Raw genomic sequence first — 21,271 nt, 5'->3', positions numbered from 1 at the left:
GTAACCTTCTTAAATTTGTTACATATAATCTATATTATGAGTTAATTAATTTGCGGAGGGTTTTTATGAATTATAGAGATCTTAATAACTTGTATGAAGATGGCTTAGATTACGAAAGAGAAAAATATCAGCATCGTAATGATGATCCTATGGGCGACAAAGATAAGGATTCTATGAAGGGGATGAAATCTCCTCATTATATGTCCCCTATGCCTTGCTGTATGCACATGATGCAACATCCTTCTATGATGCATCCTATGTCCATGATGCCTATGGAAAATATGCCTATGCATGGTATACACATGGGTATGATGCCTATGGGAAGTATGCCTATGCATAAAATGTGTATGGGGATGATGCCCATGGGAAATATGCCTATGCATGGTATGCACATGGGGATGATGCCTATGGGAAGTATGCCTATGCATGGTATGCACATGGGGATGATGCCTATGGGAAGTATGCCTATGCATGATATGCACATGGGGATGATGCCTATGGGAAGTATGCCTATGCATGATATGCACATGGGGATGATGCCTATGGGAAGTATGTATATGGATAGCATGTCCATGGGAATGGGTATGATGCCTATGGATGAAATGATGGATATGGATATGGATATGGATATGGATGAAAGGTTTATGCCTGATCTACCCATATTTGATTTTAACGAAGAAGAGTATTAAAAATTTATAAAATAAAGCTTCTAGAGAATATAAATATTCTTTAGAAGCTTTATTTTAATTAATCTTTGATTTTATGAATATTTATCTTTAAAGCAAGAAAACTATAAATATATAAGTAAACTTTAAACCCTAACTTTCCATTTGAAAGGAGAAGCAATAGATGAATAGCACATTTAGAGGAGATAATCTCCAAGGTATATTTAGATCTTATTGGATAGAATCAACTAAAGACACAAATTATCCTAAATTAGAAGAAAACATAGAGGTAGACATAGCTATCATCGGTGGCGGTATAACTGGTATAACCCTTGGTTATCTTCTGAAAAAGGAAGGAGCAAAAATAGCCATTCTCGAAGCAAATAAAATCGCCAAAGGTACCACTGGTCATACTACAGCTAAAATTACTTCCCAGCATCACTTAATTTATGATAAACTAATAAATCAATTTGGAATAGAAAGAGCTCTGCAATATGCTGAGGCTAACGAATATGCCATTAACTTCATAGAAGAGACTATAAATGAACATAATATTCAATGTGATTTTCATAGATTACCAGCTTATATGTACACAGAAGATATAAATTACATAGTTAAAATTGAAAAAGAGATTGAGGCTGCCAATAAATTGGGTTTAAATGCAAAGTATCTTTCAGAGCTTCCTCTTCCTTTTTCTACTCAAGCTGCTGTAGCTTTTGAGAATCAAGCAGAATTTCATCCTAGAAAATATCTTTTGCCCTTGGCAGAAAAAATACCTGGTGAAGGAAGTTATATTTTTGAAAATACTCCTGTAGTAGAAATTGAAAATGAAAATTCCTTTTCTCTTATTACTGCTAATAAAAAAAGAGTAAAGGCTACAAAGGTAGTCATAGCCTCACATTTTCCTTGCTATGATGCATTAGGCCTATATTTTACAAGACTAAAACCTGATAGATCCTATGTAATTGCTACAAATATTAAAGAGGAATTTCCTCAAGGCATGTTTATAAATGCAGAAGAGCCTGGACGTTCTCTGCGCCCTCAAGTCCATGAGGACAGACAAATTGTTTTGGTTGGTGGTGAAGGTCATAAAACTGGCCATGGAGGAAGTACTCTGCAGCATTATATAAATCTAAAAAACTTTGCTGAAAGTACCTTCAATGTAAATAGCTTTTTATATCTATGGTCTACTCAAGATTACATAACTCTTGATTTAGTTCCTTATGTGGGATATATAACTTCCTCTACCGAAAACATGTATGTGGCCACTGGTTATGGAAAATGGGGCATGACCAATGGAACTGCTGCAGCTATATTGCTTAAAGATTTAATTATTAAGAAGGAAAGTCCTTGGCAAGAAGTTTATAACCCTTCCCGAAATACTACTGGTAAAGCTATTAAAAGCTTTTTTGTAGAGAATACAGACGTAGCTGTAGAGCTTATTAAAGGCAAGCTTGAAAAAGGAGAAGAAACTTTAAAATTAAACCTTGGTGAAGGTAAGGAAGTAAAAATAGATGGAAAAAAATACGGAGCTTATAAGGATAACGAAGGAAATACCCATATAGTAGATATAACCTGCACACATTTAGGCTGTGAGTTAAAATGGAATGATGCTGAAAAGTCTTGGGACTGTCCCTGCCACGGTTCCAGATTTTCTTATGATGGCGAAGTACTGGAAGGCCCTGCTCACAAGAAGCTAAATCACTATAAAGAAGAGCCAAATAGGCCGGACCCAAATATAGTATAAGATGCTTACATTAAATTTCGATTTAAAACCAGGAGTTAATTAGTAACTCCTGGTTTTTTAAGTCTATGATCTACTAAACCTTAAGTAAAGTTTTCTCTGAAATATATAACACTTTTTGCAATATTTAAGACATAATAAGCATCAAATAATGTAAAAAATTCGAATATAATTAACTAAAGATAGTTTTTAGGGGGATTCATTATGAAAAGTTTTTTTAATACTTATAAGACTACGTTAATATTGTTAGCCTCAATAATTTTAGGAGGACTTTTAGGATTGATTATGGGGCCAAAGGCCGTAATTTTTGAACCTCTTGGTAATCTTTTCATTAACCTCATATTTACAATTATCGTGCCATTAGTGTTTTTTAGCATATCCTCTACTATTTCAAATATGACTTCTTTAAAGCGATTAGGTAAAATTTTAGGAAATACATTTTTAGTTTTTACCTCCACTGCCCTAATATCCGCCATAATTGGTTTTATTGGTACCTTGACCTTTAACCCTACTGAGGGCGTAAAAATTGATACTCTAGAGAGCATTATAAATAAAGCTGGAAATGCTATCTCTAATACAGATACTCCAACCTTTTTACAGCAGCTTGTAAACACTATTTCTGTATCAGATTTTATATCTTTGTTTTCTAGAAAAAACATGTTACAGCTAATAATATTTTCCTTATTATTTGGTATAGCTATTGCTATGATTGGAGAGAATGGGAGGCCTATCAGTAAATTATTAGACTCCTGTTCTAAAGCAATGATGAAGGTGGTAGAAATCATTATGTATTATGCTCCTATAGGTCTTTCCTGCTACTTTGCATCCGTGGTTGGTCAATTAGGATCGCAGATTCTAACAGGTTATTTAAGGGTTTTTATTCTATACTTAATTTTATCTATTATTTATTATTTTGGTTTCTTTACTCTCTATGCCTTCTTTGCTGGAGGAAAAACTGGAATTAACCGTTTTTGGAAAAATGCTATATCTCCTTCAATAACAGCACTAGCTACATGCTCCAGTGCAGCTTGCATACCCACTAATCTTAAGTCTACAAAAAACATGGGAGTATCTCAAGATGTTGCAGAAACAGTAATTCCCCTAGGAGCAAATACACATAAAGATGGTTCTGTTATAGGTGGAGTGATGAAAGTTACCTTTTTACTTGGGCTGTTTGGAAGAGATATGAGCAGTATATCTTCAATTTTAGGTATCATTTTGGTTTCATTTTTAGTAGGAGCTGTTATGGGGGCTATTCCAAATGGAGGAATGATTGGAGAAATGCTTATAATAAGTGTTTATGGTTTTTCTCCTGAGGTGCTTCCTATTATAGCCGTTATAAGTACCATCATTGACGCTCCAGCTACCTTATTAAATTCTACTGGTAATACAGTATGTGCTATGATGGTTAACAGACTTACAGAAGGATCTGGCTGGTTAGAGAAAAATGAGGTTTAAGGAGGACACTAAAAAAGTGCCCTTCTTAAACCTCTTTATTATTTATGCAAAACCTAATATCCTTTTAAAAACATTAAGCTTTCCAGTTTTCGTTGTTCTTGTAGTAAATTGAAGGTTATTATCATAATTTAATTCTAGCTTTTCTCCTTCTAATTTATTCTTTTTTAAAAGTTCAATCCTAATCTCCTTGTTTAATTCCTCCATAGATGAGTATTTATACTTTTCATTAACATGAAAGCATCTTTGAATTATATTTTTTAAATTGTGCTCTACGTTGTTTATAAAATCATCATCTATAAGAGGTTCAAGATCAGTACAGGGAACCTTCCCTCTTGCCATAAAATACATTAGTCTACCTATGGTATTTATATGATCTTTATGATTTTTCTGAAGCAAATCCTTATTTTCACAGAATTCGTCTAAGGTCAACTCTTCAAAGTCCATTATATAAATTTCTTTGTTTTTATTTATAATAATATTACTTGGATTTAATCTAATATTACTAACAAATTTTGATTCTTTTAAATAATCTATAATGTTGCAAAGGTTTAATGTAATATTATAGATGTCTCTAACTTCTAAGCTCCCCACTTCTCTCATAAATTCCTTAAGGGTTTCTCCCTCTTGATATTCCTGAACCATGTAAAAATAATTATCCTCATAAAATATTTCTAGCATTTGCAAGATTCCTTTATGAGTTAATCTTTTTATCTGATTATATTCATTTAAAATGTCTAAATTACCTTTAACATCCTTATATATTTCTCTCAAGGTTACAAGCTTTTTAAGCTTAACGTTTTTACATAAATAAATCATACCATTGCTAGACTCTCTTAAAGCTCTTACTACCTCATATCTTCCATCTAATATATATCCTCTTCTTAACATAATCCACCTCGAATATTAATCTTTTGTAAGCTACGTATTATTTATACGAGACTCTTTTAAATTTTTATAGGGTGGATTATAAGAATTTAAGAAAATTTCTTTAAAAAGCATAAAACTTAACGCTGCAGTTTGAAGCATAGGTACAATATGTATTTTGTACAAAAGTTGTAAAATTTAATTTATTTAGTTTATATATTAGTGTTATAATAATATTAATGAAGACAAACTTAATTTTAGAAAGGGTTAAAATGATGAATAACAAAATAAAACTATCTAATGAAAAGCGAAATGAAATGATAAAATCCATTAAAAATTATTTTGAAACAGAACGTGAAGAGGATTTAGGAGATTTAGCCTGTAATTTAATATTAAATTTCTTTATAGAAGAGCTAGCTCCAGAATTTTACAATCAAGGGGTATTTGATTCTTATAAATATATGGGCGATAAAATAGAAGATTTACTTGGAATTCAAAAATAAACATGCTATAATACGATTAAGTAAAAAATATGAATATTTTGTAACAGAGCAGATATTATGCGTTAAGTGTTAGAGAATGGGAGTAGAGTCTCTAGACGAAAAACCTTGAGTGGTTTGCGTTATAATATTTCATCCGCTGTTAAGTTAAAAAGCCTTTATTTCTTTTTAATGTAGCAGCATAAAAAGAAATAAGGGCTTTTATTTTATTTTGAAGGAGACTAAATTATGAATATGAAAAAAGATTCTAGGTTTACACAAAAAATGGTTCAAACAGGATTATTTATTGCCTTAGCTCTGATTATTAGAAGTTTTAGCTATATGATCTATATCGGTGGTGCTCCTGGAATGCGCATTACCTTTTCAGGTATTTTCTTAAAGCTTGTAGCTATTCTTTTTGGCCCTTTATTTGGAGGAATTTCCTCTGGTATCTTAGATATTTTAGGTTTTATAATTAAACCTGAAGGAGCATATATTCCTTGGCTTACCGCTACTGCAATTTTAGGCGGTGTAATAGTGGGAATTTTATGGATAATATTCAGACATATAAATATCAAATCTCTTCAATGGGGATTCTTTCTATTCTTTATAGTTATAGGCCTTGTAGGAGTAATAAATCATGTTAGTATTCTTTTTATAAAAGATTCTTCTTACTCAAACTTCTTAAATTCTATAGGTAAAAATAGAGACTTTGCCACCATAGGCTTAGAAGTAATCGCTATTTTGGGATTGATTCTTTTATTTATAGATTATATTATTCAAAAGAAAAACTCAAATGTTCATATTCATGAAAACTTTCTAAAAATACTAATAGTAACTGGAATATCTGGCCTAATAGTTACAACTTTAAATACCTACGTGCTGCAAATATTCATACCTGCTTTAGCTAAAAAAGGATTTTTGATATTTTGGATTCCTAGAATTATTCAAGAGATACTAATGACTACAATTCAAGCTTATATAATTGCATTCTTATACTCTATCTATAAGAAATTATATGCTAATAAATATTAATGATATAAAAAGTCGCTATCTGAGATTATATAAGGATAGCGACTTTAAGTTTGTTTTTTATAATAAACATATTATTGCAAAACATAGGACTTGAGATACATTAATGATAACAAAGTTTTTAACTGCAAGAATAAAAGTATCTTTTTTAGTTTGCTTTTGATAAAAAAGTTTTATATTTTTACTTACTAATACAAAAGTTAAAAACACTAAAATCCCTAATATAGGCTCCACCTTTAAGAATAATAATATTGCTATATCTATATAAGCAATATAATATAAAATTTTAAAAAGTTGTAATGCTTTTTCTTTTCCAATATATACAGGTAATGTGTACCTCTTATTTTCTATATCCTCTTCTATGTCACAAATATTATTTGCAAGCATTATATTTGCAATTCCGCAAATTGCAGGCAGAGAAATTAAAAATAGGTAAATAATTTCAATAATCTCTAATTTTATATTTAGTGTACCTTGTAAAAAACTTAGTGATACTATACTTTTATCATAAATATGTATATAAGTTGATATAAAAGGAATTAAAAATCCCATAAAAAGTCCGGAAAACAACTCTCCTAGTGGCATTCTAGATATAGGCAATGGTCCAAAAGAATAAAGTACCCCTACCCCAAAAGAAATTACCCCTAAAATCAAAACTATATAATTAGTATTCAAAAATAACATAAATCCGCATAAGCTTGCTATAACTACTAGCGATATAATTATAAGCACTACGGTACTTTCTTTTAGATTAAATCTTACTATAGCATTATGCTTTTCATATCCATAGCCATGAGTTTTCTGTGCCTTTTTAAAATCATAATAATTATTAATGGCAGTAGTAGCCATGTCAAAGGCTAGTAAAGCTCCTAGCATTAATGTAAAATTTTTAGCATTAAAGGACTTAAACCTATATAACGAATAGAAGGTTCCTAGCGTGAAAGGAATCATACTGGCAACCTTTGTTTGAATCTCCACTAATTTCAAAAAGCTATTTATATTCAAGAATATCCCCCCGACATATAATATAATTTAATTTAAAATAAATTTTCTTTTCTTTTTCAACACTAAAATATTATATCATAATAAGAGAGATAATCTATATAAATAAACAATATTAATTCTTATTCTCAAAATATTATACTTTAATTACTTTCAGGAGTTTTTATTATTTTTTCTCCCTCTATACTAATAACACCTTTATCATATAAGGATAAAAATTTCCCCTTATAATTTAGCTTTTTATTTCCTATCACATCCATTAAGCATCCTTCTTCATCATTAATGGAAACTATCTTACCTTCAGGTATTATTAATATATTCTTAGCTTCTTGAGGTTTTTCCAAGGAAAAGCTCTCCCACTTTTCTCTTGGAGTATTAAAGTCCCCTCTTAGTACCTTCACAACCTTGTTATTAACTAATTTAGCTAAATACAATTTTTGGCTATCATCTATTCCTAAAAGCAACCCATCCTTCGTGACATCTATACTTTTCTCTTTGTGTAAGGATTTTATCATATTTTTCTGCTGATAAACTAATTCTGTGCCTCCTGGCAAAACTGCCATTTTGTTAATAGTTTGAGCACTACTCTTTACCTTTTTAAACTCATTCATTATATTTACCATGTATACATCATTCAAACTATTTCCCTTATTTGTTTTTATATACATGACATTGCTATCTTTAGAAAACACTATATCTCCTATAGTTTCCTTTTTATCATAACAATCTATACGAAACTTCTTCATATCAAAATTTAAGAGTTCTCTCTTTACATCGTTTCTTGCATCATAAGAATAGAAATCAAAATACTTTTTATTAGCAGCATTACTATTTTTCTCTACTAAAATGAAAGAATTATCATTGATTAACCATTTATAATATTCTATATTCATAGCTTTCTCCGAAGCTACTATATTAGTCTTTCCAGTTCTTGTGTCAAAAACTTTTAACTTATCATCTTCTATATAGGATATAAATCTTCCATTAAAAGAAGTTTTTACTTCTTTAGCTTTTTTAGATAGCACTAATTCTTTTTCTTTGGTTAGTTTATTGTTTTCATTAAGCTTTACGGTTTTAACCTTTAAGTCTTTGCCAAAATATTTGTTATTAATAGAAAACAATATGATATTTTGAATTACCAATGCAAACAATGTCCATAGTATTAATATCCTAATTTTTTTCATATGTCTCACCTACTTTTCAACATAAAAAGCTGTAGCTACAGTTCTTTCACCATTCCATGAGTTAGGAGAATTAAGCACCTCATCATTTAAATATAAGGTAGAAGAATATCCACCATCTAAATTACCTGCATTTACAGCCCCATGCTCCAATAAAATTTCTTGTATATCATAAAGGCTGGCTCCCATTTTATTTAAGCCTTTTCTGCCATCTACTACTAAAAACATTACGGTTCCATCTATCTTTTGCCCTACAGCAGTACGAGGATTAAATCCATCTTTTAATTTATCAGTGATTTGTCTTTTGCCATTAATGATTAAGGTTGGAGGCCTAAAACATATAGCCTCTGCCACATTTAATTTTCTTAACTCCCTTATACTATGATCTCCCACTACCAGCGTACCCTCTTTAGTGAAAGCCACTACGTTTTCTTTTTGATTTTCATTTATATTTTCCGTAGGATATATCACTTTTCCCTTTGATATAACAAAACCTCCTGGTAAGGAACCTGTACCTGCATATAATACTCCATCAGAGGATTTGTCAATAAAGGATCCACCATTAATAGCAGCAATCGCATCTCTTTCTCTTCCCATCTCACTAGTCTTTTGACCAGTTTTGCCTAGGTATTTGGTCATGGCCACCTTTACCTTGGTAGGGTCTTTAATTTCTAATAAAAACCCATCAAATCTATCCGTATGTATCTCGTAGCTTAATATCTCGTCACTATTTTTAAATTTCACCTTCACCTGGTTTATATCTTGAATTGGTTCTGTGGAAGTATTTTTAGCCTCTCCTAAAATGCTATCTATATTCTTTTGAGATAAAAAACTGGTCACTAGGTATTTATGCCTTGTGGCCATCACTGTAGATATTACAGCTTTCTTTATGTTGTTATAAGGACCAAATAGTATCACTAGTGGTGTAGATAGTGCTATAAAAAATATTTGATAAAATATAAATAATAGTAATCTTTTAATTTTCCTGCTCAACATAAACACCTACTTTTGTAAAATAAACTTTAACATTGGATTATTATACACCATGTACCTATAATATACTATCCTAGTTAATATTGTTTTAATCATCACCATTTTACTTTTCATCAATTTATAATACGAAAACTTTTCTAAAACAGTCTCTTATATTTATTTCATATAAAAAAACACTATCAAAATCTTAAACTAATTTTGATAGTGTACTATTTATATTAATGTCACTTATTTTTAAACAGCAAAGCTATAATTATATTGTATATTCCAAAGAACAAAGTAACTGATGAAATAACTAATATAGCTATGCACAAAAATAATATTGTTCTAAGGGTTCCTTCTGGATTTATAGCATTAAAGAGTTCAAAAGCCCCTGTAAGAAGAAGGATGGATATTATGCCTACAGCTGTAAGCTTACACCCCTTTTTAAAGCTGGTAGAGATCCTATTGACTATATTGACTCTATCCTCTACATATTGGTTTAAAGATGATTTGTCTTCTACAAATCTAAAATCAGTTAAAAACCTATTTAAAAACCCTTTCATAAAAACTACACCTCCTACTTATATTATACCATAAATTCCATTTTTTATATACTTAAATATGACTGTAAAATTATGCTAGGTATATGATATAATTAGTGATAAGTTTCTTTTGTTATCATATTTACAGGCAGGAATAAAGACTTTATAAAGGTCAATGGTCAGTGGCAAGATAACATAAATTTTGAATTAATTTTAGATTAAGATTTTTGTTATTTCTATGCTATTATGGAGATTTTTTTGTGAATTATTGATAATACTATTTAGATATTTTGAAAGCAATACTAAAAAAAGTGACTTATAAAATAAAAATATTGAATGAATCTTTATTTAAGATAAACATATATATAAATGATATGTATTTTATATGAAAGGGTATAGATTTTATGATGTATTTTTATCCTCAAATCCCCTGCTCTGATAATATTAAACTTAGCTCTTCTAAAAATCCTACAATGAAAGTACATGGTATAGGTAACATTAAAGCAGAACCCAACTTAGCTTTAATAAATCTTGGCGTAGTTACAGAAGATAAAGATTTGGAAAATGCTCAGAAAGAAAATGCAATTAAATCCAACGCTGTATTAAATCAATTATATGCTATGAACATTTCTAAAAATCAAATAAGTACTGCTTCCTATACCATAGAACCTCACTATGACTATGTTGAAGGAAAACAAATCTTCAGAGGTTATAAGGTCAGCAATATACTAAATGTAAGAACCAAGGAATTAAATAAGGTTGGAGAAATTGTAGATAATGCAGTAAAGGCCGGCGCAAATATAGTAAATAATATAATTTTTACTATTGATAATAATACTCTATATTATAATAAAGCTTTAAGCCTAGCTGTTAAAGACTCCATAGCTAAAGCAATAAATATAGGAAACACCTTAGGTGTAAAAGTCCAAGAAATACCCTTTAACATAATAGAATTAACCACTAGCAGCATCAATGAAGAAATTCCAACTGAAAAGGTTTATGCAGCTAGTACCACTCCTATTATTCCTGGTCAAATTAATGTTGTGGCGCGAATCGAGGCCATATTTAATTATTGTTAAAAATATATTTTATTTAATGCACTGTGCACAATTTACAATGAAGGATGATTTATATTTTTCAGTAAAAATAAGCGTGGCTAAGCATTAGCCACAGCTTTTTAGATTCACCATTTTTTCGTAACGCTAGTGGAGAAAAATTTCCTTCATTATGCACTGTGAATTGTACATTGTGAATTAAAAAAACTACTGTCCATTAGCCTTTAATATATTTGTTTGGTGTGTTGAATCTACTACGGGATCAGTATGTCCAACAGAATTGTAAAAATACAGGTCCATATGCCCAGTCATTCCATTATCATAGATATCCGTAGTAGAATGTGGCATACCAGTTAAAGACACTGCCATTTGATACTTTACTCCAGCTTTCTCAAAGTATAGAATCATAGGTCTCTTTTTAGCCCAAGACCAAGGCCCGAAAATAGATTCTGTGATAGAAGTATCGCCTTGTGTGAGAGAAACCACATCTGAATGATTTGATCCTCCATAATATTTAACATTGAAGGTTTTGCCAGTTTCTAAGTCCTTTAACATTCCTTGAGTCTCAGTAGTCCAGAGCCTCATAGCATTTTCCCAGGTATAAATATCTCCAAAATTGTTATTCTCTCTAGCCTTCATCATTGAAATACCTACTGGCTTTACAATTTCTGTCGAATTTACTGGTATTGTTATAGTTTGATTTGGCATTAATATATCAGATACTAATATATTTGACCTCATTATAGCATCCATTGTGGTATTATGCTTCTGAGCAAGAGTCCATAAATTATCTCCACTTTTTACTACATGGTTTATAGTTTCAACCTTTGATACTATCTGAGGGTTAGATTGAATAACTTCTTCAATCTTCAGTGCTTGTCCAACATAAATAGTTGAAGAACTAAGATTATTTAACTTTACTAAATTATCTACAGTTGCACCATACATCTTAGATATAATCCATAAGCTTTCACCTGCTTGTACTGTATGAATAGGAGCTACCTTTAATGTTTGTCCAACATAAATTGTGTTATCATTTAATCTATTCCACTTTTTAAGCTGATCCACTGTAACCTTAAAAGTATTAGATATTTTCCACAAGCTATCTCCTGATACTACTTTATAGGTTGTAGTCATTTCTGCTGCAAAGGCTGAAGATGAAACCATAAGCAGCTTGAAGTATAATAACTATTGAAAACTTACACTACAATTTAATATTTCTTAATTACCTAATATAAACCTTCTCGTACTTTCCTCTTTAGGATTGGTGAATATTTCTTCAGTATTTCCCTCTTCTAAAATTTTACCATTCTCCATAAAGGCGATTCTCTTAGCCACTCTTCTAGCAAAGCTCATATCATGAGTGATTATCAAAACAGATATACCATTTTTCGCCAACTCCTCTATAATCTTTGCCACTCCTTCTCTAAGCTCTGGATCTAAAGCCGAAGTAGGTTCATCAAAGCACATTAATTTTGGATTTAATGCACAAGCTCTTGCTATAGCAACTCTCTGTTTTTGACCTCCTGATAATTCAAAGGGATAGGAGTTTATTTTCTCCTCTAATCCCATTAGCTTTAGCAGCTCTACGGCTTTATCTTTCGCCTCTTCTTTAGGAGTTCCAAATACACTTATTGGAGCTTCAATTATATTTTGAATTACAGACATATGGGGAAATAAATTATAGCTTTGAAATACCATGCCTATTTTTTTTCTTATGCTTTTCCTTTGTTCCCCAGAGCTATATAGGATACTATTTCCATTATCCTTACATAGGGTTTCACCATCTATCTCTATGGTACCTTTATCGCACTGTTCTAATCCATTTATACACCTCAATATAGTGGTTTTACCTGCTCCTGAATGCCCCAAAAGAACTAAGATCTCTCCCTCATTAACTTCAAAATTTATATCCTTTAAAACTTGCTTTCCTTTAAAACTTTTATTTAATCCCTGAACCTTAAGTATCATAAAAACTCCTCCTATTGGTAATACGCATAGTTATCTTCTAATTTTTTGAAGACTCCAGTGAGTACTGCTGTTAACAATAAGTAAAATACCGCTACTGCCACCAATGGGGTTAAGGAAGCATCTCTATTAGAAGCTATTTTGGCCGCTCTTAAGAGTTCATCTAATCCTACCACATATACTAAAGCAGTATCTTTTATTAAGGTAATAACCTCATTAGAGATAGGCGGTAAAACTCGTTTTATCATCTGTGGTAATATAATTCTAAAAAAAGTTTGCTTATGGGAAAGACCTAGAACCTCTGTAGCTTCGTACTGACCTTTATCTATAGATTGTATTCCTGCTCTGAATATCTCCCCGAAGTAGGCACCATAGTTTAAAACAAACGCAATAATAGCTGCTGGAAACCTGTCAAAGGTTATTCCTATTATTGGCAGTCCGAAGAAAATAAATATCAATTGAAGAAGTAGTGGAGTACCTCTCATTATCCAAATGTAAATTCCTGTGAAGAGACTAAGTAATCTTATTTTAGATAATCTACCTAAAGCCACTATTACACCTAAGGGTAAGGAAATAGATAAGGTTATAAAGAATATTTTAAATGTAGTAATTAGTCCCTCCATCAAAGAGGGAAGAAGCCCTGTTAAGTAATTCATATTAATCTCCTCTCCATAAAACCAATACTATTTAACTATATCTTCACCAAACCATTTCTCAGATATAGTTTTAGATGTACCGTCCTCTTTCATATCTTCTAATGCTTTATTAACCTTTTCTAACAACTCTTTGTCATCTTTTCTAATACCTATACCATACTCCTCTTTTCCAAAATCCTCTGTTAAAACCTTATACTTTGACTCTCCTCTTTGTTTCATATAATATCTTGCCAAAATTTCATCTGCCACCACTGCATCAACTCTTCCTGCCTCTAAATCCATTAGAGCCTCATTGTTAGTTTCAAATAGTACTGGCTTACCACTATTAAAAGTTTTAACTAAATCTGGCTCTTTATTCATAGCATCTACAGAGCTAGAGCCACTTTGAGCTGATATCTTCTTACCTTTTAAATCTTCTTTCTTATTTATGGATGAATTTGATAAGGTTATAATAACTTGTCTATTTTCTAAATAAGGTTTTGAAAATGATACCTTCTCCCTTCTTTCTTCTGTTATGGTATAACCATTCCAAATTAAATCTATATTCTTAGAGTTTAACTCTGTCTCTTTCATAGACCAATCAATAGATTGGAATTTAATTTCTTTTCCTATTCTTTTCCCTACCTCCTTGGCGAGATCCACATCAAAGCCAGTAATTTCACCTTTATCATCTTTAAAACCCATAGGAACAAAAGTATCGTCAAGCCCTAATACTAAGTATTTTTTTTCTTTTCCTTTTTCCTCTTTTGCATTATCCTTTTTCGTACATCCAGAAATAATGGATACTCCTAAGGATAGAATTATTGCTACTGCCACCAATGTTTTTTTCTTCATTGTAATACCCCCTATAATTTTCACTTCAATACTTTATCATTGTAAAGTGATGAAACAAATTTGTCAACTAACAAATTTAAACAATTTCTATTTGAAAATGATTACTTATGCTATATAAAAAATTTTTTTAATTATTTAATTTAATACTATTAGCAAAAAAACATATTTAATGAAAATTCAATAAAAATCATCCACATCATACTGAAAAATGATATAATTATAAAATGCAAAAAATTTAAGGAGTGACTATTTATGAAATTAAAGTTATCTGTTTTAAACTATTCTTTAGGAGTTTGTAGATTAGATGAAAAAAATAGTATTCCTCAATGGGCTTTTAATAGTAAATTTTTTTCAATAACTAAAACACAAGAAGAACTTTCTATTGTATGTAGGGAAGATATCATTCCTAACCACATAAAGTTTGAGGGACATTGGAGAGCTTTAAAGGTAGAAGGTCCTCTTGATTTTTCCTTAATAGGTATATTAGCTTCAATTAGCTCTGTACTAGCCTCTGCTAATATAAGTATTTTCGCCCTATCTACCTTTGATACAGATTATATTTTATTGAAAGAAGATAATTTAAATAAAGCTCTAGAAGTTTTAGATAATAATGGTTATGAGATTATTTAGGGTGATTTTATGAATAGTATAAGTATATTGAGAATAACTGATAAGTCTATAATTCCTTATAGTTTACTGCTTCAGGCGGACCCTTCTATAGACTCTATAAAAGAGTACGTACATAGCGGGTTCATATATGGAGCTTATGTTAATGGAACTATTATAGGTATTTATATACTTCTAAAAACTCGTCCCTTTACTCTAGAGCTTATGAATATTTCCATAGATGAGAGCTATCAAGGCAAGGGTATTGGCAAACAGTTAATATTTAACGCCATTGAAGAATCACGAAAGCTTAAAGCGAAGACTCTAGAGGTAGGTACTGGCAATTCTAGTATTGACCAATTAGCTCTTTATCAAAAATGTGGTTTTAGAATAAACTATATAGATAAGGATTATTTTAAGAAATATTATGAGGAGCCTATTTACGAAAATGGTATTCAATGCACTGATATGATAAGACTTAGCATGGATTTATAGGAGGCTGTGAAAAAAGGTGTTCTATAGGTTTCCCTACACCGCGCGTGGAGCCCCACGAGCGGCCCGTGAAAAAGAACACCTATGTTTTTCACCTCCTCCTATAGATAAACAATACATAAACTTATAGCTGAAGTTGTCTATATATAATTTAAAAGAGCTAGATTTTATGCACATCTAGCTCCTACTTTTTATCAAAGACATATAAGGTACCATTTTTCGCTCTAAGGAATTTATCTCCCTTATATCCTCGTTTTATTAACTCTTTTTTCATAGAATACATTAAAGCCGCATGACAAACAATAAGTACGTTATCCTCATGTAGTTTTTCTATTTCATTTAAAAATTTATTGATTCTTTTAATAGTATCTTTTTTCCCCTCTGGCTGAGAAGGATGATTAAAAGCCCAAGCTATTCTGCTGGTTATATCCCACCATCTTAAATGAACTTTCTTCTTCATCTTAAACCTGGCTGCTACAGGTATTTCTCTTAGCTTTTCCGTTACTATTATCTTTCCCTTATAAATGGTGTTAGCGGTAGTGACTGCTCTACTTAAGTCACTACAATAGCATATCTTAAAGCTATGATTCCCTGCCAAAAACTCATTAGGTATTACCGGTGATAGGTTATATAATTTAGCATACTCATTGTATTCCTCTGAATTCATGTATTTTTTAGGTTTAATATCTACCTTAAAATGTCTTACTAATCCAATCTTCATACAGCTACCTACCCTTTATATTTTTAATACTTTAATTAATTTTACCTTATTTACAAATTACTCTCAACCTATTAAGTTATATAAATAAATCACTTTTTACTAGTTATTATTCCCTTTGACACCTAAACTAAGCTTTTTTATAATATACATTAATGTACAAAGTTTTAGGAGGAAATATTTTGTCCATTTATTTTTTTATAGAACTAGCTTTAATTCTTATAGGTACAAAGCTTTTAGGTTACATAACTAAGAACCTGCATATGACCAATGTGGTTGGAGCTCTTGTGGCAGGATTAATATTAGGCCCATCCTTACTAGGTCTGATTTCTCAGTCTGAATTTATAATAAAGGCTTCAGAACTGGGCGTAGTTATGCTTATGTTTTCTGCAGGACTAGAGACAGATTTATATGAGTTAAAAAGAGCCGGATTGGCTTCTTTATTTATAGCTCTATTGGGTGTGCTTTTTCCTTTATTCCTTGGCTTTATTTTAAGCCATTATATATTTAATCTTGATATAATGCAAAGCCTTTTTATAGGAGTAGTTTTAACCTCTACCTCTGTAAGCATAACAGCAGAAACTCTTAAGGAATTAGGAAAAATTAAAACTAAGGCTGCCACTGCAATTATGGGAGCATGCATTATAGATGATATCCTCGGAATCATACTTCTAAGTATCATAACTAGTTTAAAAGATAATAGCGTAAATGTAAAAGCCATTTCCGCAAGAATAATTCTATTTCTTGTATTTTCATTATTATCCATAAAGATATTATCAAAGCTTTTTAATTTTTTATGTAAGAAGGATTATCATAAAAGTAGAATGCCTATTTATGCTCTTATATTCTGTTTGCTTTTATCCTTTATATCAGAAAGATATTTTAAAATAGCATCTATTATAGGCGCGTATTTAGCAGGCACCATAATCTCCACTAATAGTGAAGCCTTTGCAGTAAAAAGGAAGCTTGGGGTTTTGTCTTACCTATTGCTTTCTCCCATATTTTTTGCTAGCATAGGTATAAAAACTCATTTTGACGGTTTAGGTGGAAGTCTTTTAATCTTTACTCTGCTGCTACTTTTAGTAGCAATTCTAACAAAAATGCTTGGTTGCGGTTTAGCTTCAAAACTTTGTGGATACTCATCAAAAGATTCCTTTGTTATTGGAGTAGGTATGGTATCTAGAGGAGAAATAGCTCTGATAATAACCAATCTTGGGGTTAACTTAGGTCTATTATCTGAAGCTTTATTTTCTCCTGTGGTTTTAGTGGTTATTGTAACTACATTATTAACTCCTATATTATTAAGTTTAGATTATAAAACTTAATAATTTTTATAACACAAAGGCAGAAGTTCTTGATTTAGGACGCAAAAAAATATAGGGAAGCAACTTTAACTGCAAACTTATACATGCAATATAATGGCTTAAAGATGCCATTTTGTAACATGTATAATTTAAATTTTAGTAGTGTTTCCCTATATTAATTCTATTCTAATGTTTGACTAATTATTTTTACAATGCCTAACTCTGCTTAAATATATTATAATTATTTATAAATTCTGTAGTCTTAGTAAATACTTCTTCTATATTTAGCACTGTAGTATCTAATATTAAATCGTAATTCCGCACACTATGGATATCAACTCCATATAATCTATTAAATCTTTCTCTTTCTACCAACGTTCTCTTAATAATCGTATCTTTTGCTTCTTCTAAAGATGCATATTTTTCTGCCTCTCTGCTATCCATCAATGCTCTTCTAGCAGCTTCTTCAGGATGAACCTTTAAGTATATCTTTATGCTATCTTTGATAAAATGCCAAGCTAATCTAGCATCATAAATAAAATTTTCCTCTTTTAAGCCTACTTCCTCAGTATGTTTATCTACAATATCATCTATATTATGACTATTCATATATTCATTATATTCCGTTATGCTCATACCTAGCTTCTCTGCATTCTTCCTTAATAATAATCCCACAGTATAAAAATTCAAATTATAATGAGCACAAAGTTTTTTAGCAAGAGAGGTTTTTCCACTATACAAATCTCCTGTTATAGTAATTTTCATAGTTTTACCTCCTTTACTTTTTACTATTGAGACCATTAGGCTTATTATTATTTTATTATAAATCTTATAAAAAAGCTAAGTATTTTTTATGTTGTGCTCAAAAAAATAAACTAGTGAAGAATCACTAGTTTTAAAATTTTTATAGGGGTTTGGAAATTTAAATTACTATCTGCTTTTATAATACCCTATTTATTATAAAAAGTAGTTTTAAATTAGTTAAAATATGATTACAAATTGGTAACAATACTATATTTAAACTATATATGCTACTCTTTCCATACATCCTGTACCTTTATAAAATTAAGCGGGTGAATGCTTAAGCCCTTTACATTGCTTTGGTATGCATAGCATGTGCAAGTTACTGTTAGAAATAGGAATGGCATTTCTTCTACTAATTCTTTTTCAATATCTTGAAGCTTTTCTTTATATTTATAAGGATTCTTAATAATTTTTAATTCTCTAACCTGTTCTAAGAGTCTTGAATTTGTATACTTTCCTATATTAGCCATGCCTTCTGCTTCAATAAAAGGCTCTATAAAATTATCCTCAGTGCCTGTATCTCCAACCCAACCATAGTATAGAAGATCACATTTTTGTTTCCACTCCTCTTTTGTGTATTGATCCTTTTCTACCTCTAAGATTTTGAAATTTATTCCTATTTCTTTCAAATTCTCTTCCATAACCTTCACTAAAGCTTTATAATATAGAGAATCTTTTACATCCTTATTCATGAGCATTGTCAAAGCTCCATTTGCAATCCCGCTCTTTCTCATTAGCTCCTTGGCTTTATTCATATCTCTAGAAAAGCTTATCTTATTAGAACCTATATTTTGAGGGAACACCGACATAGCAGGATTTTCTAAATTTTTCAATCCTTCTTTAATTACCTTATTTCTATCAACAGCATAGCTTATAGCTTGTCTACAATATTTATTATTTACAATAGGATTGCTGCTTCTAAAATTAAAGGCTAAGAATTTTGTCCCTAAATTATCTCTCTTTATAATCTCATAATTAGCCTTTTCAATATCTTCTACATTTGAAGCATTTACAATTATAGCTTCTAAATCTCCTTCTAAGAAATCTTTAAATTTATTACCATCCTCAGCTAATATTACAATCCTATCTATTAATCCCTCGCCTAATTTATAGCCTTCGAATTTTTCTAAGATTAATTCCTTTGATTCTTGATTAAAACTTACAAATTTATAAGGTCCAGCTCCTATAGGGTGATTTTCCATTTGAGCCGCACATTCAAAAGGAACTATGGCACAGGATAGAAAAGCTAAATTGTTGATAAAAGAAAAATAGGGTTCTTCTAAAACTATTTTTATATTATACTCATTATTAACCATAATCCCTTTTATTTCTTTTGCTTTTCCTTCATAAAATTCACTAGCGCCTTTAATCATAGAAAGAATCCACCTATTGCCTGAATTCATTTCTTTACCTAAAAATCTCTCAAAGGAATACTTAACATCTTTAGCTGTTATATTTCTTCCATTATGAAACTTGAGATCCTTTCTAAGGTTGAAATTCCAAGTCACATTATCATTTTCTAAATCCCAACTTCTTGCTACAGCACCAGTAACATCAGTACCTGTACTAAATTGAACTAAACCTAAATGCATAGGATATAGAGCTCTTAAATTAGTTACTCTATAAGCCTTTATAGGATCTAGGGTATCTAATCCTCCTAACTGGATTTTTAATGTTGCTTTTTCAGAATTATTTTGCTCTCCAATTATTTGTTCTATATCACTGGTTAAATCATTTAGCATGAAGATAGTTTCCTTAAGCTTTGAAAGACTAGCTTTCTGTCTAAAAGTGTTTATAGATATGTTTTCATTGTGGGATTTAAGCTGTTTACTTTGATTGGTCATGTCTTCAATAACAGATAATAAATAATCATTTTTTTCTGCTTGAAGCTTAATGGCTTCATTTATATCCTTAGAAATATGATGAGTTTTATTTGCAGAATCCATTATATCATTAATAGCATCACTAGCTTTCTTTGCAGCTTCTGTGCTTTTTAAAACCTTATCTATGCTATCCTCAATAATCTTTGAGGTTTTATCCACAGCACTTCCTATATCCTTAATTATAGTTCCAATCTCATCTGCCGATTTAGAGCTGCTTTCTGCTAGTTTCTTTACTTCTCCTGCAACCACTGAAAAGCCTTTTCCTGCTTCCCCTGCTCTTGCTGCCTCAATATTTGCATTTAAGGATAATAGATGAGTAGTTTTTGAAATGGCTTTTATAGTATCTACAATTACTACAATTTTATTTGATTTTTCAAGCAATTCAAGTATTACCTGTTTCATATTTTCTACAGTTTGCTTTATAGTTTCTATACTTTCTATAGATGAGTGAACTGCTCCATAACCAGCCTCGGATTTTTCTAAAGTAGTTTTAATTACCTTAATTGTTTCATCCACACTATCAAAAACCTGATTAAAAATTTCTCCTACTTCTTTTGATGCTTGTACAGTATTCTCTATGCTTCTTTCATTGGTTTCTATCTCTCTATTAATCTCTTCCACGGATTTTAAAAGTATTTCTGCTGCTTCCAAGGTTTCTTCACTTTCATGCAAAATTCTTTCAGCAAATTTACTTTGATAGTTTTGCATCTTTTTTACCTTTTTTAGCTTTAAATCACTATCCTTAGTATCACTAGCTGTGGTCGGCAAACTTACGTTATTTTTTTGATTTGATTTTCCCCCGTTAAAAAACATAATACCCCCCCATTTATAAGATAATATTATTATTTTATATTTTCTAATTTTTTATCAAATAAATCAATAGTTTTCTATAAAACCTTTAATTTATTTATTATTCTTCAGTTACATAATCATATGTTTATTATAATGTAATTGTTTTCATATTTCCATTGTTTATATTTAGAATGTAAAAAAAGAAATAACATATTAT

General features: G+C 30.6%; 21 protein-coding genes and 1 riboswitch. Of the genes, 9 read left to right on the top strand and 12 right to left on the bottom strand.

The window, feature by feature from the left end; genetic code table 11:
• Positions 1 to 65 precede the first annotated feature (65 nt).
• The 3 genes from BN2665_RS27420 to BN2665_RS23365 all read left to right on the top strand — a co-directional run bounded on the left by BN2665_RS27420 (position 66) and on the right by BN2665_RS23365 (position 3,867).
• Positions 66 to 689, top strand: a complete 624-nt coding sequence (locus tag BN2665_RS27420; RefSeq protein WP_055669497.1) for a hypothetical protein — start codon at positions 66 to 68, stop codon at positions 687 to 689.
• A 160-nt stretch (positions 690 to 849) separates the two neighbouring features.
• A complete protein-coding gene (locus tag BN2665_RS23370; protein WP_055669496.1) occupies positions 850 to 2,412 on the top strand; it encodes an FAD-dependent oxidoreductase in 1,563 nt (520 codons plus the stop codon).
• A gap of 201 nt (positions 2,413 to 2,613) precedes the next feature.
• A complete protein-coding gene (locus BN2665_RS23365) occupies positions 2,614 to 3,867 on the top strand; it encodes a dicarboxylate/amino acid:cation symporter (RefSeq protein ID WP_055669495.1) in 1,254 nt (417 codons plus the stop codon).
• Positions 3,868 to 3,909: 42 nt separating this feature from the next.
• On the opposite strand, the gene BN2665_RS23360 is transcribed toward BN2665_RS23365, so the two are convergent.
• Positions 3,910 to 4,755, bottom strand: coding sequence for a protein kinase domain-containing protein (locus BN2665_RS23360; protein ID WP_055669494.1), 846 nt, complete (start codon positions 4,753 to 4,755; stop codon positions 3,910 to 3,912).
• 251 nt (positions 4,756 to 5,006) lie between these two features.
• On the opposite strand from BN2665_RS23360, the gene BN2665_RS23355 reads away from it, so the two are divergent.
• Together BN2665_RS23355 and BN2665_RS23350 are read left to right on the top strand one after the other, a co-directional pair.
• Complete coding sequence (locus BN2665_RS23355; protein WP_423229881.1) at positions 5,007 to 5,234, top strand: DUF2164 domain-containing protein; 228 nt, start codon at positions 5,007 to 5,009, stop codon at positions 5,232 to 5,234.
• Between the two features lie 42 nt (positions 5,235 to 5,276).
• Positions 5,277 to 5,375, top strand: a riboswitch (THF riboswitch).
• An 84-nt stretch (positions 5,376 to 5,459) separates the two neighbouring features.
• Positions 5,460 to 6,245 carry a folate family ECF transporter S component gene (locus BN2665_RS23350; protein WP_055669492.1) on the top strand — a complete coding sequence of 262 codons (786 nt, stop codon included), beginning with the start codon at positions 5,460 to 5,462 and terminating at the stop codon, positions 6,243 to 6,245.
• A gap of 57 nt (positions 6,246 to 6,302) precedes the next feature.
• Here the strand turns inward: BN2665_RS23350 and menA are convergent, their stop codons facing one another.
• The 4 genes from menA to BN2665_RS23330 form a co-directional block, all read right to left on the bottom strand.
• The gene (gene menA / locus BN2665_RS23345; RefSeq protein WP_055669491.1) at positions 6,303 to 7,247 is read right to left on the bottom strand and encodes a 1,4-dihydroxy-2-naphthoate polyprenyltransferase; all 945 of its coding nucleotides are present in this window, start codon (positions 7,245 to 7,247) and stop codon (positions 6,303 to 6,305) included.
• Positions 7,248 to 7,387: 140 nt separating this feature from the next.
• A complete protein-coding gene (locus BN2665_RS23340) occupies positions 7,388 to 8,428 on the bottom strand; it encodes a hypothetical protein (RefSeq protein WP_055669490.1) in 1,041 nt (346 codons plus the stop codon).
• Between the two features lie 9 nt (positions 8,429 to 8,437).
• Positions 8,438 to 9,421 (bottom strand): phosphodiester glycosidase family protein, encoded by a 984-nt coding sequence (locus BN2665_RS23335; protein ID WP_055669489.1) that lies wholly within the window; start codon positions 9,419 to 9,421, stop codon positions 8,438 to 8,440.
• Between the two features lie 221 nt (positions 9,422 to 9,642).
• Entirely contained in the window at positions 9,643 to 9,963 is a 321-nt protein-coding gene (locus tag BN2665_RS23330; protein WP_055669488.1) for a hypothetical protein, read from the bottom strand.
• Positions 9,964 to 10,346: 383 nt separating this feature from the next.
• On the opposite strand from BN2665_RS23330, the gene BN2665_RS23325 reads away from it, so the two are divergent.
• Positions 10,347 to 11,021 carry an SIMPL domain-containing protein gene (locus tag BN2665_RS23325; RefSeq protein WP_055669487.1) on the top strand — a complete coding sequence of 225 codons (675 nt, stop codon included), beginning with the start codon at positions 10,347 to 10,349 and terminating at the stop codon, positions 11,019 to 11,021.
• 183 nt (positions 11,022 to 11,204) lie between these two features.
• On the opposite strand, the gene BN2665_RS23320 is transcribed toward BN2665_RS23325, so the two are convergent.
• The 4 genes from BN2665_RS23320 to BN2665_RS23305 are packed head-to-tail and all read right to left on the bottom strand — an operon-like array spanning position 11,205 to position 14,455.
• Complete coding sequence (locus tag BN2665_RS23320; RefSeq protein ID WP_055669486.1) at positions 11,205 to 12,164, bottom strand: LysM peptidoglycan-binding domain-containing protein; 960 nt, start codon at positions 12,162 to 12,164, stop codon at positions 11,205 to 11,207.
• Positions 12,165 to 12,218: 54 nt separating this feature from the next.
• The gene (locus BN2665_RS23315; RefSeq protein ID WP_207643715.1) at positions 12,219 to 12,965 is read right to left on the bottom strand and encodes an amino acid ABC transporter ATP-binding protein; all 747 of its coding nucleotides are present in this window, start codon (positions 12,963 to 12,965) and stop codon (positions 12,219 to 12,221) included.
• A gap of 14 nt (positions 12,966 to 12,979) precedes the next feature.
• Positions 12,980 to 13,621 carry an amino acid ABC transporter permease gene (locus BN2665_RS23310; RefSeq protein ID WP_055669484.1) on the bottom strand — a complete coding sequence of 214 codons (642 nt, stop codon included), beginning with the start codon at positions 13,619 to 13,621 and terminating at the stop codon, positions 12,980 to 12,982.
• A 27-nt stretch (positions 13,622 to 13,648) separates the two neighbouring features.
• Positions 13,649 to 14,455, bottom strand: coding sequence for an amino acid ABC transporter substrate-binding protein (locus BN2665_RS23305; RefSeq protein WP_055669483.1), 807 nt, complete (start codon positions 14,453 to 14,455; stop codon positions 13,649 to 13,651).
• 252 nt (positions 14,456 to 14,707) lie between these two features.
• Here BN2665_RS23305 and BN2665_RS23300 point away from each other — a divergent pair, with 252 nt between their 5' ends.
• Together BN2665_RS23300 and BN2665_RS23295 are read left to right on the top strand one after the other, a co-directional pair.
• Entirely contained in the window at positions 14,708 to 15,085 is a 378-nt protein-coding gene (locus tag BN2665_RS23300; RefSeq protein WP_055669482.1) for an ACT domain-containing protein, read from the top strand.
• A gap of 9 nt (positions 15,086 to 15,094) precedes the next feature.
• Positions 15,095 to 15,556: a GNAT family N-acetyltransferase gene (locus BN2665_RS23295; RefSeq protein ID WP_082436000.1), complete on the top strand. Its 462-nt coding sequence runs from the start codon at positions 15,095 to 15,097 to the stop codon at positions 15,554 to 15,556.
• A gap of 181 nt (positions 15,557 to 15,737) precedes the next feature.
• Here BN2665_RS23295 and BN2665_RS23290 read toward each other — a convergent pair whose 3' ends face one another.
• On the bottom strand, positions 15,738 to 16,274 hold the full coding sequence (locus BN2665_RS23290) for a histidine phosphatase family protein (protein ID WP_055669481.1): 537 nt from the start codon (positions 16,272 to 16,274) through the stop codon (positions 15,738 to 15,740).
• A 179-nt stretch (positions 16,275 to 16,453) separates the two neighbouring features.
• Between BN2665_RS23290 and BN2665_RS23285 the strand changes: the two genes are divergently transcribed.
• Positions 16,454 to 17,596, top strand: coding sequence for a cation:proton antiporter (locus BN2665_RS23285; RefSeq protein ID WP_341452732.1), 1,143 nt, complete (start codon positions 16,454 to 16,456; stop codon positions 17,594 to 17,596).
• A 195-nt stretch (positions 17,597 to 17,791) separates the two neighbouring features.
• Here the strand turns inward: BN2665_RS23285 and BN2665_RS23280 are convergent, their stop codons facing one another.
• Positions 17,792 to 18,340, bottom strand: a complete 549-nt coding sequence (locus tag BN2665_RS23280; RefSeq protein WP_055669480.1) for a cytidylate kinase family protein — start codon at positions 18,338 to 18,340, stop codon at positions 17,792 to 17,794.
• Positions 18,341 to 18,606: 266 nt separating this feature from the next.
• Complete coding sequence (locus tag BN2665_RS23275; protein ID WP_055669479.1) at positions 18,607 to 21,075, bottom strand: ABC transporter substrate-binding protein; 2,469 nt, start codon at positions 21,073 to 21,075, stop codon at positions 18,607 to 18,609.
• Positions 21,076 to 21,271 lie beyond the last annotated feature (196 nt).

It is taken from the genome of Desnuesiella massiliensis (assembly GCF_001403615.1).
Lineage (GTDB): Bacteria > Bacillota > Clostridia > Clostridiales > Clostridiaceae > Desnuesiella > Desnuesiella massiliensis.
This window is presented reverse-complemented; position numbering and strand designations above follow the sequence as displayed.

Bases quoted from the DNA above. Each gene is read 5' to 3' on its own strand.
- BN2665_RS23305 (WP_055669483.1), bottom strand. From the start codon at position 14,455: ATGAAGAAAAAAACATTGGTGGCAGTAGCAATAATTCTATCCTTAGGA.
- BN2665_RS23310 (WP_055669484.1), bottom strand. From the start codon at position 13,621: ATGAATTACTTAACAGGGCTTCTTCCCTCTTTGATGGAGGGACTAATT.
- BN2665_RS23300 (WP_055669482.1), top strand. From the start codon at position 14,708: ATGAAATTAAAGTTATCTGTTTTAAACTATTCTTTAGGAGTTTGTAGA.
- BN2665_RS23370 (WP_055669496.1), top strand. From the start codon at position 850: ATGAATAGCACATTTAGAGGAGATAATCTCCAAGGTATATTTAGATCT.
- BN2665_RS23360 (WP_055669494.1), bottom strand. From the start codon at position 4,755: ATGTTAAGAAGAGGATATATATTAGATGGAAGATATGAGGTAGTAAGA.
- BN2665_RS23365 (WP_055669495.1), top strand. From the start codon at position 2,614: ATGAAAAGTTTTTTTAATACTTATAAGACTACGTTAATATTGTTAGCC.
- BN2665_RS27420 (WP_055669497.1), top strand. From the start codon at position 66: ATGAATTATAGAGATCTTAATAACTTGTATGAAGATGGCTTAGATTAC.
- BN2665_RS23320 (WP_055669486.1), bottom strand. From the start codon at position 12,164: ATGGTTTCATCTTCAGCCTTTGCAGCAGAAATGACTACAACCTATAAA.
- BN2665_RS23335 (WP_055669489.1), bottom strand. From the start codon at position 9,421: ATGTTGAGCAGGAAAATTAAAAGATTACTATTATTTATATTTTATCAA.
- BN2665_RS23295 (WP_082436000.1), top strand. From the start codon at position 15,095: ATGAATAGTATAAGTATATTGAGAATAACTGATAAGTCTATAATTCCT.
- BN2665_RS23355 (WP_423229881.1), top strand. From the start codon at position 5,007: ATGAATAACAAAATAAAACTATCTAATGAAAAGCGAAATGAAATGATA.
- BN2665_RS23350 (WP_055669492.1), top strand. From the start codon at position 5,460: ATGAATATGAAAAAAGATTCTAGGTTTACACAAAAAATGGTTCAAACA.
- BN2665_RS23340 (WP_055669490.1), bottom strand. From the start codon at position 8,428: ATGAAAAAAATTAGGATATTAATACTATGGACATTGTTTGCATTGGTA.
- BN2665_RS23290 (WP_055669481.1), bottom strand. From the start codon at position 16,274: ATGAAGATTGGATTAGTAAGACATTTTAAGGTAGATATTAAACCTAAA.
- BN2665_RS23330 (WP_055669488.1), bottom strand. From the start codon at position 9,963: ATGAAAGGGTTTTTAAATAGGTTTTTAACTGATTTTAGATTTGTAGAA.
- BN2665_RS23275 (WP_055669479.1), bottom strand. From the start codon at position 21,075: ATGTTTTTTAACGGGGGAAAATCAAATCAAAAAAATAACGTAAGTTTG.
- BN2665_RS23280 (WP_055669480.1), bottom strand. From the start codon at position 18,340: ATGAAAATTACTATAACAGGAGATTTGTATAGTGGAAAAACCTCTCTT.
- BN2665_RS23325 (WP_055669487.1), top strand. From the start codon at position 10,347: ATGATGTATTTTTATCCTCAAATCCCCTGCTCTGATAATATTAAACTT.